The sequence below is a fragment of the Methylocella silvestris BL2 genome (genome assembly GCF_000021745.1).
Taxonomy (GTDB): Bacteria; Pseudomonadota; Alphaproteobacteria; order Rhizobiales; family Beijerinckiaceae; genus Methylocapsa; species Methylocapsa silvestris.
On sequence record NC_011666.1, the window covers coordinates 4176103 to 4188085 of the forward strand.

General features: G+C 66.5%; 10 protein-coding genes. 1 reads left to right on the forward strand and 9 read right to left on the reverse strand.

Annotated elements, in window-relative coordinates; all coding sequences use genetic code 11:
- Window positions 1-60: 60 nt before the first annotated feature.
- The 3 genes from MSIL_RS19375 to MSIL_RS19385 form a co-directional block, all read right to left on the reverse strand.
- The gene (locus tag MSIL_RS19375) at window positions 61-2790 is read right to left on the reverse strand and encodes a TIGR02302 family protein (protein ID WP_012592765.1); all 2730 of its coding nucleotides are present in this window, start codon (window positions 2788-2790) and stop codon (window positions 61-63) included.
- Between the two features lie 133 nt (window positions 2791-2923).
- Window positions 2924-4192, reverse strand: a complete 1269-nt coding sequence (lysA, locus tag MSIL_RS19380) for a diaminopimelate decarboxylase (RefSeq protein WP_012592766.1) — start codon at window positions 4190-4192, stop codon at window positions 2924-2926.
- Between the two features lie 15 nt (window positions 4193-4207).
- Window positions 4208-4483, reverse strand: a complete 276-nt coding sequence (locus MSIL_RS19385) for a hypothetical protein (RefSeq protein WP_012592767.1) — start codon at window positions 4481-4483, stop codon at window positions 4208-4210.
- 201 nt (window positions 4484-4684) lie between these two features.
- On the opposite strand from MSIL_RS19385, the gene MSIL_RS19390 reads away from it, so the two are divergent.
- The gene (locus MSIL_RS19390; RefSeq protein ID WP_012592768.1) at window positions 4685-5536 is read left to right on the forward strand and encodes a transglutaminase-like domain-containing protein; all 852 of its coding nucleotides are present in this window, start codon (window positions 4685-4687) and stop codon (window positions 5534-5536) included.
- 99 nt (window positions 5537-5635) lie between these two features.
- On the opposite strand, the gene MSIL_RS19395 is transcribed toward MSIL_RS19390, so the two are convergent.
- The 6 genes from MSIL_RS19395 to smc form a co-directional block, all read right to left on the reverse strand.
- Window positions 5636-6118 carry a F0F1 ATP synthase subunit B family protein gene (locus MSIL_RS19395; protein ID WP_012592769.1) on the reverse strand — a complete coding sequence of 161 codons (483 nt, stop codon included), beginning with the start codon at window positions 6116-6118 and terminating at the stop codon, window positions 5636-5638.
- Between the two features lie 16 nt (window positions 6119-6134).
- On the reverse strand, window positions 6135-6686 hold the full coding sequence (locus MSIL_RS19400; RefSeq protein ID WP_012592770.1) for a F0F1 ATP synthase subunit B family protein: 552 nt from the start codon (window positions 6684-6686) through the stop codon (window positions 6135-6137).
- Window positions 6687-6758: 72 nt separating this feature from the next.
- Window positions 6759-6986, reverse strand: a complete 228-nt coding sequence (locus MSIL_RS19405) for a F0F1 ATP synthase subunit C (protein WP_012592771.1) — start codon at window positions 6984-6986, stop codon at window positions 6759-6761.
- 52 nt (window positions 6987-7038) lie between these two features.
- Window positions 7039-7779: a F0F1 ATP synthase subunit A gene (locus MSIL_RS19410; protein ID WP_041368196.1), complete on the reverse strand. Its 741-nt coding sequence runs from the start codon at window positions 7777-7779 to the stop codon at window positions 7039-7041.
- Window positions 7780-7852: 73 nt separating this feature from the next.
- Window positions 7853-8287 carry an AtpZ/AtpI family protein gene (locus MSIL_RS19415; protein ID WP_012592773.1) on the reverse strand — a complete coding sequence of 145 codons (435 nt, stop codon included), beginning with the start codon at window positions 8285-8287 and terminating at the stop codon, window positions 7853-7855.
- Window positions 8288-8503: 216 nt separating this feature from the next.
- Window positions 8504-11959, reverse strand: a complete 3456-nt coding sequence (gene smc, locus MSIL_RS19420) for a chromosome segregation protein SMC (protein ID WP_012592774.1) — start codon at window positions 11957-11959, stop codon at window positions 8504-8506.
- Window positions 11960-11983 lie beyond the last annotated feature (24 nt).

Sequence of the window (11983 nt, forward strand, 5' to 3'; positions counted from 1 at the left end):
CGGGCCGATCGCAAAGAGTTAAGGCGGCCTCGGACCAGCGGCAGGCGTGCGAAGCATCGCTCAATAGCGCCGCAGCAGGCGCTCCAGATAATCCATCTCCTCGCGCGGGCGCGAAAAATCGCCGAGCCGGCGGCGCAGCTCTTCCAGAACGCGCTGCGCCCTCTCGGCGGCGGGAACGCCCATCGGATCATATTTGGCGCTTGGGTTGAAGGCGCGCTCGCGTCCAGTTGGTCGGCCGAGCGGATCGGTGCCGTCCTGGCCATATTGGCCCTGCTGGCCCGGTCCTTCCTGTCCCTCGCCTTGTCCTTCCCCCTGCGCCTGGCCTTGGCCTTCGCCCTCGCCTTCGCCCTGCTGGCCCATGGCCTGCGCCAGCTTCTGCGCTCCGTCGCGCAACCCATCGAGGGCGCGCCCCTGCGCCTCGACGGCGGAGTCGGAGCCGCGCGCGCCCTGGCCGAGCGCCTTCTTCGCGTCTTGCATGGCTTTTTGCGCGTCGCTGAGCCCGGGACCGCCCTGGCCCGCCTTTTTCAGCCGCTGCTCCAGATCCTCGAGGCGCTGGCGCAAATCCTCCTGCCGCTTTTCAAGTTCTGCCTGCGATTGGCCGGCGTCAGACTTCCCGCCCGGCTTCTGATCCGCCTCCTGCTGATCGCCGTCCTCGCCCGGCTGGTCCTGGTTCGGGCCGCCGCCGCTCAAATCCTCCTCGTCCTGATCGTCGAGCGGGCTGCGCTGGCGCCTTTGCTGGCGCTTGGCCGCCTCGCCCTTCTGATAGGTCTCGTCGCGCAACTGCTGCTGCTCGCGGCTCATACGATCGAGCTCGTTCAGCGCCCGGCTCATTTCCCGCGATTGCGGATCGCGCTTGCGATGCTGCGCCATCTTCAGATTTTCAAGGATGTTCTGCATCTGCTCGAGCATTTTCTGGGCTTCGGCGGGATCGCCGTTTTGCGCAAGCTGCTGCATCTTGTCGAGCATCGCCTTCAGCTCTTTTTCGCTGATCGATTTGCCGGATCCCCGCTGATCGTCGGCGCTCTGATCGGCGTCCTCCTGCTTTTGCTGCTGCTGTTCGGCGAATTCGCGCAGGAATTTGTCCATCGCCGCGCGCAGATTGTCGGTAAGGCGCTTGATTTCTTCGGGAGGCGCGTTGCGTTGCAGGGCCTCGCGCAATTGCTGCTGCGCGGCGCGTAGATCGCGCTCGGCTTCCGAAAGATCGCCCTCTTCAAGCCGCAGCGCCATTTGCCAGAGATAGTCAGCGACATCGACGAGGTCCTTGTCGCTGCTCGCCGCGGCAAGCCGCTCGGAGGCGACGCGCAAGCCAAGATAGACGCCGTCGCTGACGTCGAAGGATTCGGGGGCGATCATAAAAGCGTCGAGCGCGGTCGAGACGCGGCCCTTGTCGTCGGGATTCAGCACGAGATTGCGCCGCTGCTCGACCAGCGCGCGGGCGAGCGGCTTCACGAAGGGCTTTTGCGGCAGGACGATCGTGAAGGCTTCGCTCTTGCCTTCATTGCCGCCTTCGTCATGCGCGACGAGCGTCATCTGCACCCGCGCGCCGGCCCAGGGGTTTTCGGAGAGATCGATGGTGGTTTCCGCCTCGCCGGCCTCATCGCCGGCGGGAGGCAGCTGCAGCGCGGCCTTCGGCGCCTCGACCAGCGAACGAGAGGAAGTTTTGCCGTCTGGCAGCACGGGGTCGGCGAAGATGGCCTCGGCGGCGATCGCGCCGTAATCATCCTTGATCTGATATCGCAGCGTCAGGGAGCCGCGCGCATTGGGGCGCGGGACGGCGGCGAGCGCGATCGTCGGCGGCTTGTCGGGGATGCTCGCGAAATCGAAGGCGCCGACGCCATCGATCGTCAGGCTGGCGTCGCCGCGCAGCACGAGGCGCGTCTCATTATGGGGGGCGGAGCCTGCGACCTGCTTTGCGGCCGGGGCCGGCGGGTTCTGCCCTTGCGCGCCGGCGTCCTTCGCCTGCGCCTCCTTGGCGTCGTCGCGCGGCGGCTCGGCGAGCGCGCCGGTCGCGCGATAGGCTGGCTTGCCCGCGGAACTGCGGATGACGATGATCGATCCGACCGGCGCTTCGATCTTGTCGTGGCCGGGGGCGCCCGCGCGCTGGGTCAGGACGATCGGCGTGCGGCCGGTATAGGGGGGCGGATCGACCCAGGCGTCGATGCGCTGTCCGGCGCCGGCGAGGCCGGCGAAGCGCCAGTCGAAGGCGGCGGCGACCCGCGCATATTTCTCCGGCCCGGCAATAAAGGCGGCGGCGACCAGCGCGACAAGAACGGCGGCGCGCAGCGCATAGCGGTCGACGTCGACGACGCGCGGCGATGGCGAGCCGGTCCGCAGCAGCGCGACCTGCCGCTCGGCGCGGCGCTGGTGCAGCGCCCACAGCGCCGCGGTTTCAGGATCGCCGTCGGCGTTGCCGAGACGATCGTCGAGGACTGCTGCGGGGCGCTCTTTCAGCCCCGAGACCCGGTCGATCCGCTCCAATGCGTCCCGCCGGGTCGGCAGGCGCAGCCTGCGCATCGGCCACAGCGCCAGCGCCAGCGCCGCGGCAAAAAGCGCAACGCCCCCGAGGCGCGCCCAATGCGGCGTCTCCAGCCAAAGCCCCGTGAAGGATAAAGCGAGGAAAGCCCCCGCGACGATCAGCGCCGGCGCCAGAGCGCGCCAGCTGCGCTCGAACAGCAAAAGCGCGCGCCCCTGCCAGACGAGACGGTCGAGGCGCTGCGCCGGGCGCGCGGCGGCGGCCAACGGTCCTTCGGACGCATCGTTTTTGCCGCCGGGGCGTCCGAAACTCGCCAAAAGCATCTCCGAAAAGCGGTTCGTCCGCCGCCATGACCGCATTCCGGTCGATCAACGCGCTCGTCCGGCGCCGCGCGTGCGTCATCAAGCTATCATGTCGGCGCGCCCGCGCCAGACGCAAGAGTTGGACCCTCTACCGCAACCAAGCCGGAAGTTTGTCGAGCCCGATCAATTCATCGTAGGCAGGGCGAGGCCGAACGACGGCATAGGCTGCGCCATTGACGAGAACTTCGGGAATAAGCAGGCGCGAATTATAGGTCGAGGATTGCGTCGCGCCATAGGCCCCGGCCGACATGATTGCGAGGAGATCGCCGGGCTGCGGCGCCGCCATCTTGCGCCCGAGGGCCAGATAATCGCCCGTTTCGCACACCGGCCCGACGACGTCGGCGAGGATCTCCGGCGCGTCCGCGCGCGGGCGCACCGGCCTTATCTCGTGGTAGGCGTCATAAAGCGTCGGCCGGATCAGGTCGTTCATCGCCGCGTCGACGATGACGAAAGTCTTCGCCTCGCCGCGCTTGAGATAGAGAACGCGCGTCACCAGAATTCCGGCGTTGCCGACGATGAGCCGGCCGGGCTCGCAGACGATTCGGCACTCGAGCGGGCCAAGGCGGGCGCGCAAAATGCGGGCGTAGCGGTCCGGATGATAGCTCGCCGGGTCGTCGCCCTCGCGATAGGGAATGCCAAGGCCGCCGCCGACATCGACATGATCGATGTCATGGCCGTCGGCGCGCAGCGTCGCGACGAAGCCGGCGGCGAGCTTGAACGAGGCGTCGAACGGTTCGAGATCGGTGATCTGCGAGCCAATATGCAGATCGACCCCGCTGACCTTTATGTTGGGCAGCCGCCCCGCCTCGGCATAGACCTCGCGTGCGCGGGAAATTGGCACGCCGAATTTATTCTCGGACTTGCCGGTGGAAATCTTGGCGTGCGTTTTGGCGTCGACGTCCGGATTGACGCGAATGGCGATGCGCGCGGTCGACCCTATCGCGCTCGCGACTTCGGAGAGCGCGAGGAGTTCGGGCTCTGATTCGACATTGAAGCAGAAGATGCCGGCCTTGAGCGCGAAGGCCATCTCCTGCTTTGTCTTGCCGACGCCGGAAAAGGTAATCTGCGAGGCCGGAGCGCCGGCGGCGAGGGCGCGGCGAAGCTCCCCTTCCGAGACGACGTCCATTCCCGCGCCGAGACGGGCGAGGGTGGTCAGCACCGCCTGGTTGGAATTCGCCTTGACGGCGTAGCAGACCAGCGAATCGATCCCCTCGAGCGCCGATTTGAAGACCCGGTAATGGCGCGAGAGCGTCGCGCTCGAATAGCAATAGAAGGGCGTGCCGACGTCGTCCGCGAGCGCGGCGAGATCGACGTTTTCGGCATACAGAACGCCGTTTTCTGACTCGAAATGATGCATTTCAACCGAGAGCCGTCAGAGAACCGGGTCGAGCAGGAAGGGACGGGGCGGCTTTTTGGCGGGCCCGCTCGCCTCGGCGGCGGCGGCTCCCTTCGGCGGCGAGATCGCAGCCGAATCGAGCGGCTCGATCTCATTGTTGCGCGGCAGGCCGGCATAGGGCGCGGCGGGAACGGACGCGTCCGCCGCCGAGCTCTGCGGCGCCTCGGGCAGGCCGCGCCGTCCGCAACCCGCAAGGCAAAGCCCGAGCGCAAGACAGAGGACGGCGGGAAGAATTTGGCGAGGAAAGGTCAAGGGCTCGGCTCCGCCGGAAGCGCTACACCAAAACCTTTGCGATTGGAACCGAAATGGCGCGGATTGGCGCGGAGCCCGCGCCGGGGTTGCCTAATAAACCCGCATTCGACCAGATGCTTAGATGTTACCATGGCTCGCGCGCAACCCGCCGCAACGGTTAGTCCGCAGGGCTTTCCGCCGCCTCCCACGCGGAGAAGTCCATTGAAGCTTCGAGTCGGCTATGAGTTGATTTATGAATTTCCGCAGGCGACGCCGCTGATCGGGATGCTGAACATTCATCATTCGCGCGTCGCCGATCTCGCCGAGCCGGACCATATCAAGATCACGCCTCCGGTTCGCATCTCCGGCTATCGCGATCTTTTCGGCAATTGGTGCAGCCGGATCGTCGCGCCCGCCGGGACAATGGTCCTGTCGACGGACGCGATCGTGTCGGATACGGGGCTTCCCGACGAAATCGTTCCGGACGCGGCCCAGGTCCCGATCGAGCTTCTCCCGGAAGAGGCGATCGTATTTCTGCTGCCGAGCCGCTTTTGCGATTCGGACCGGCTGCTCGATCTCGCCTGGCAGCTCTTCGGGCAGACCAAGCCGGGTTGGGCGCGCGTGCAGGCGATCTGCGACTTTACCCATCAGCGCATCCAGTTCGGCTATAATTTCGCGCGGGTGACGCGGACGGCGTCGGAAGCCTATCAGGAAGGGCAGGGCGTCTGCCGCGACTACGCCCATCTGGCCGTCGCCTTCTGTCGCGCGCTCAATATTCCGGCGCGCTATTGCACCGGCTATCTCGGCGACGTCGGCATGGAGCCGCCCTATCCGCCGGGCGATTTCGCGGCCTGGTTCGAGGTCTTTCTCGGCGGCGCCTGGCGCACCTTCGACGCCCGCAATAATGAGCCGCGCATTGGCCGCGTCCTACTGGCGCGCGGACGCGACGCCGCCGATGTCGCGATCACGACCACCTTCGGGCCGAATGTGCTGAAGGGGTTTCGAGTCTGGACCGACGAGGTTTTGGAAAGCGCCGAGTCGGGCCTCACGCCGCTTGGAGCGGCCATCGCTTAAAACTTCACGGCAAAGCAAAAAGGCCGAAAAGTCGTCGGACTTTTCGGCCTTTGCGTTTGGCTGGGAAGGGCGGAAAAATCCGCCCCGACCCTATGGATCTCAGTGAAACAGCGACTTCAGATCGTTGATGCTGCTTGAGACGAGCTGCTCGCCGAACGGCCCCTTGGCTTCTTCCTTGAGGACCAGCCCGGCGGCCTTTGTTGCAGCGTCGGCGGCGGCGGCGCGCACATCGGCGGTCGCCTGCGCCTCGGCGGCGGCGATTTTTTCCTGCGCCTGCTTGGTGCGGCGCTCGACGAATTCCGTCAGGCGCGTTGCGGCTTCCTTGGCGAGGCGGTCGGCCTCGGCATGGGCTTGCGCCACGACGGCGGCGGCCTCGGCCTCGGCTTCCTGCAGACGTTTGCCGAAAGAGGCGAGGACGGCTTCGGCTTCGGCGCGAAGCCGCTGCGCTTCGGCGAGTTCGCCCTTGATGCGCTCGCCGCGGCTGTCGAGCGCGCCGGCGATCTTCTTATGCACGCCGAGATAGGCGAAGAGACCGACCAGAAGCAAGAACCCGAAGGCGACGAAAGTTTCTTCGTTCAGCATGGACTTAACTCCGCCTTCACGCCTTGGACTGGGAAACCGCCGCGGCGACGGCGACGCCGTCTGCGGGACGCCCGGTGAGGCGCTCGACGATCGCCGAGGCGGCCTCAGCCGCGATCGTCTCGACATTCGCCATGGCTTTGGACTTGGTTTCGACGATCTGCTTTTCGGCGTCCGCCAGCTTCCCGGCGAGATTGGATTCGAGCGCGTGGCGCTTGGCGTCGTTCTCGGCGTTGATCTTCGCTTGCGCTTCCTGCGCCAGGGCCTGCGCCTTGGCGCGCGCGGAGGCGATAGTTTTTTCGTGCTCGGCGGCGGCCTGTTCGGACTTTTCGCGCGCGCGATGGGCTTCCTCGAGATCGCTCGTGATCTTGCCCTGGCGCGTGTTCAGGATGCCTTCCACCCGCGGCAAAGCGATCTTCGAGAGGAGATAATAGAGCAGCCCGAAGCTGATCGCGAGCCAGATCAGGGTCGAGGAGAAATTGGACGAATCAAACGGCGGGAAGGCGTGGGCGCCATGGTCAATGTCAGCGGGCTCAACCGTGCCGCTGGTGTGCCCTTCATGTGTCGCCATCGTCAAATCCTGCGCGATATTGCAAAAACGAAAAAATGCGCCCGGCGCGAAGACCGGGCGCAACGCTTCGGGCTAAAGCACGAAGAGCAGAAGGATCGCCACGAGGAAGGCGAAAATGCCGAGACCTTCCGCAAGCGCCGCGCCGATGAAGGCGCGACCGAACTGGGCGTCGGAGGCGGTCGGATTGCGCAGGGCGCCCGACAGGAAGTTGCCGAAAATCAGGCCGACGCCGATGGCGGCGGCGCCCATGCCGATGGCGGCGAGGCCGGCGCCGATGAATTTAGCTGCTGCGGGATCCATTAAATACTCCTGGCTTGCGGAAGCGGGCGCTGATCTGTTGTTGATATTTTATTCAGTGACCCGGATGAATTGCGTCGTTCAGATAGACGCAAGTGAGGATGGCGAAGACGTAGGCTTGCAGAACGGCCACGAGAAGCTCGAAAGCCGTCAGCGCGACAACGCCGGCCAGAGGAAGCGGCGCGATCACGGCATAGGCGCCCGCGCCGAGCAAAGCGGCGACGAAGCCGCCAAGAACTTTGAGCGTGATGTGGCCCGCCAGCATATTCGCGAACAAGCGGACAGACAGGCTGATCGGCCGGGAGATGAAGGAGATCACCTCAATCAGCACGATGAACGGGAGAAGCGCGGGCGCGACGCCAGACGGCACGAACAGATTGAGGAAATGCGCGCCATGACGGATGACGCCATAAACGATGACGGTGCCGATCACCAGCGCAGCGAGCGCGAAGGTGACGATGATCTGGCTCGTCACCGTGAAAGTATAGGGAATGAGGCCGATAAGGTTGGAGAACAGCACGAACAGGAAAAGCGAAAAGACGAAGGGAAAGAACCGCATCCCCTCGCGTCCGGCCGACATGCGCACCGTATTGGCGACGAATTCATAGGTCATTTCGGCGGCGGACTGGAGCCGGCCGGGAATGAGCGAGCGTCCGGAGGTGCCAAGGATCATCAGCGCCGCGCTGGCGAGAACGACGATCACCATGAACAGGGAGGCGTTGGTGAAGGAGGCGTCGATTCCGAACGGGTGCAAGCTCAGGATCGGCTCGATCTTGAACTGATGGATCGGATCCATTTTTTCTGCCACGCGCGAACCCCCGCCTCACCCATGATCGGCGCCCAACGCGGGCGCCTCGCCTGCCGTCACGCTAAGGTCCAAGACCTTTGCGGTTGACGGCTATTCGATACACGTTCCAAAACCCCGCCGCCGTCCCAAGAAGAAGGAAGACCAGAAGAAACAGCGGCGTCGTGCCAATCCACTTATCGAGCTGCCACCCAAGCAGCGCGCCGACGACGACCGCCGACACAAATTCCGCAAGGACGCGGAAGCCGAGGCTCATCGCCGTCCCGATCGATCCAACTTCCGGCGCCGACCCCTCCGCGCCGCCAGATGGCGGCGCCTCGCGCGCCGCGCCGAGATCAGCCGACAATCTGTCGAGCCGCGACCGCAGCGCCGCCGTCTCCCGCTCGTCCGCCGACTCTTTCGCGTCCGGACGGCCTTCGTTTTCGCTCCGAGGCCCTTCGCGCTCGCCCAACTGCGCCGCTCCCATTTTCAAGATCGCTTCTTTGCAGATTGAAGCCATCTATAGGTCGCCTCGATGCGGAAATCGAGCAGAAGCGGCCAAATTGAGGAGAGCGAAGAAAGATTATCGCGGCGGCAGGTCAAGCTCTTGTGAGCCGCCGCAACATATGGGCGACGCTTTCCCCTGTCAAGACTTAGACAGAGAGAGTTAATCGTCTGAATTTTCAGAGGAATTCACATGTCCGCCAAATCGCCGCAGGGCGCCCCGGCGAAAGGTTCAGCCGGCCTCCAGCAGACGTTCGGCGTCCTCAAGATCGACGCTGACCAGCTGGCTTACGCCGCGTTCGGCCATGGTGACGCCGAACAGGCGGTTCATCCGCGCCATGGTGATCGGATTATGGGTGATGGTGATGAAGCGGGTTTCCGTCTTGCCGCGCATCTCCTGCAACAGGTCGCAGAAGCGCTCCACATTGGCGTCGTCGAGCGGCGCGTCGACCTCGTCGAGCACGCAGATCGGCGACGGATTGGTGAGGAAGATCGCAAAGATCAGCGACAAGGCGGTCAGCGCCTGTTCGCCGCCTGACAGCAGCGTCATCACCTGAGGCTTCTTGCCGGGCGGACGGGCAAGGATCTCGAGCCCCGCCTCGAGCGGGTCGTCCGATTCGACGAGCTGCAACTCGGCTGAGCCGCCGCCGAACAGGGTGGTGAACAGCTCGGTAAAGTGCGCGTTCACCTTGGCGAAGGCGGCGAGCAGGCGCTCGCGGCCTTCCTTGTTGAGGCTGGCGATCGCCTGCCGCAGGCGCCGGATCGCCTCGGTGAGGTCGGCGTGCTCGGCGGCGAGGCGGGCTTTTTCCGTTTCCGCTTCGTTGAGCTCTTCCTCCGCCCGCAGATTGACCGCGCCGAGCCGCTCGCGGTCCTGTTTAAGCGCCTCAAGCCGCCGCTCCACATCGGCGGCCGGCGGCAGATCCTCGTCCGCGCCGAGCTTCGCCAGCGCCGGCAGATCTTCGGGGCCGCAGTCGAGTTCGGCGGCGATCTGGCGCGCCACCTCGTCGCGCCGCGTGCGGGCGGCCTCGATCCAGGCTTCGGCGCGGGCCTTTTGTTCGCGCGCGGCGCTCATGGCGTCGAGGGCGATCCGCGCGGCCTTGTCGGCGGCGGCGAGCGCGGTCTCAGCTTCGGCGCGCCGGTCGGCCGCCTCCTTACGGGCGGCTTCGGCCGCCTCGATCGCGCCAAGCAGCGTGCGGCGGCTCGACAAAAACACGTCGGGGGCTTCGGCGAGGCGCTCGAATTCCTCCTGCGCTTCCGCGAGCCGCGTCTCGAAGGCGCTGATCTGGCCGCCGGAGCCTTCGCTGCGGGCGAGCCAGGACGTGCGCTCGCGCGCGATCGCCTCGATGCGGCGAGCGCGCGCCTCGGCCTCGCGCACATGGGCCTGAAGCGCGGCGCGCGCCTCGCTCGCCACGGCGCGCTCGCGGGCGGCGCCGGCGCGGCAGAGCTCGAGCCGCTCGGTCACTTCGGCTGCGCCCTCGAGTTCATCGAGGCCGCTCTGCGCCAGAGCGTAGTTTTCGCGTCCTTCGTCTCGCGCCGCCGTTAGGCGCTGCACCGCGTCGGCGATGGAAGACAGCCGCGCCGCGGCGCTGGCTTCGACGCGTTCGGCGGCGGCATGTTTGGCGCGCGCCGCGTCAATGTCCCGCAGCGCCGCCTTATGGCCCTGGCGCGCCTCGGTTTCGGCGGCCGCAGCCGCGGCGCGCAGCGCTTCGCAGGATTCGGCCTCAGCCTTGAGGGCGTCGGCAAATTCCCGCGCGGCATCAGCCTCAATCACAAGATCGCCGAGGCGGTTTTTCTCGACGAGGCGGCGCGCCGCCGGCGTCGGCGCTTCCGCGGCCTGAAAAAATCCGTCCCAGCGCCAAAGATCGCCTTCCTTCGAAACCAGCCGTTGGCCGGGCTTCAGCGCTCCGCGCAGGCGCCGGCCGTCTTCGCGCGTGACGAGGCCGATCTGGTTCAGGCGCCGCGCCAGAGCCTCCGGCGCCTGCACGAGCTCAGACAGCGGTTCGCAGCCTTCCGGCAAAGCGGGATCGCCGCGCCGGTCCGTTTCCGCCCAATGCGCCGGCGCCGACGGATTGGTCGAGGCGTCAAGGTCGTCGCCGAGCGCCGCCCCCAGCGCCGCCTCAAAGCCGCGCGCGACGGTAATCTCCTCGGTGACCGCCGGCCAGAAATCGCCGCTTCGGGCGTTCAGCAATTTTGAAAGCGTCTGCGCCTCGGCGCCCAGTCTTTGCGCCTTGCGGTCGGCCTCAGTCGCGCGCTGGCGGGCGCTCGCCTCGCTGGCGCGCGCATCGGCGTGAGCGGCCTCAAGGGCGGCGATCTCGTCCTCGAAGGCGGCGGCTTTTTCCAGCGCCGCTTCCAGCTCTTCGAGAAGAGGCGCGCTCTCCGCGCTGGAGTCCGATTGCAGCTCGAAAGCCGCGCGCTCGTCCAGAACCCGCGCGAGGTCGGCCTCGACGCGCGCCAGCCGCTGGCGTTCGTCGCGCAGCGTCGTCTCAAATCCCGAGCGGCGCGCCTCGATCAGGGCGCGAGAGTCCTGCGCCGCCGCGAGCTCCGCCTCCATCGCCGCAAGGGCCGCTTCCGCCTCGACGAGCTTTTTGCGCGTTTCGCTCTCGAAGGCGCCCTCCGCCGCGGCGCAGCCCGAAAGTTCAGCCTGCTCGACGTCAAGCCGTTCGAGCACCCCGGCCGCATCAGCGATCAGCGCCCGTTCGCGGGCGAGATCGCCGGACATTTGTTCGATCCGGCGCGACAGTTCCGCGCTGCGCGCCTTGGCGCGTTTTTCCTCGCCGTCGAGCGCTTCTCTGGCGATGATCAGCCGCTGCAATTCGCCGCCGGCCGCGAGCTCGGCGTCGCGCAGGGCAGGCAAAGCGTGGGCGGCAAGACCCTGCGCGCGCGCAGCCTCGGCCTGTGCTTTGGTGCGTTCCTCGACCTCGCGCGTAAAAATGTCGAGGCTGGCCTCGGCCTCGGCGAGGGACTGCGCCGCCTCCTTATGATGGATAAGGGCGAGCAGGGCCTCCGCGCGCCGGATCGACCCAGCAAGATCGCGGTAGCGCGCCGCCTGCCGCGCCTGCCGTTCGAGGCCCTTCGTCTGGCCCTCGATCTGCTGCAAAATATCGTCGAGGCGCTGCAGATTGTCGGCGGCGGCCTTGAGGCGCAGCTCCGCCTCGTGGCGGCGCGAGTGCAGGCCGGCGACGCCGGCGGCCTCTTCGAGGATGCGGCGGCGCTCCTGCGGCTTGGCCGAGATCATCTCGCCGATCTGCCCCTGGCGCACCATCGCCGGCGAGCGCGAGCCGGACGAGGCGTCGGCGAACAAGAGCTGCACGTCGCGGGCGCGGGCCTCGCGGCCGTTGACGCGATAGGTGGATCCGGATTCGCGCTCGATGCGGCGGGAGACCTCGATCGCGTCGGAATCATTGAAGGCCGCCGGAGCGGTCCGCGCGCTATTGTCGAGATAGAGGACGACTTCGGCCATATTGCGCGCCGGCCGGTTGCCGCCGCCGGAAAAGATGACGTCGTCCATGCCGGAGGCGCGCATGTTCTTCGAGGAGCTTTCGCCCATCGCCCAGCGCATCGCCTCGACGAGATTGGATTTGCCGCAGCCGTTCGGACCGACGACGCCGGTCAGGCCCGGCTCGATCAGGAAATCGGTTGGATCGACGAAGGTCTTGAACCCGGCTATGCGCAGTTTGGTGAATTTCATCGACAATCTGACCCAGGGCGCGCG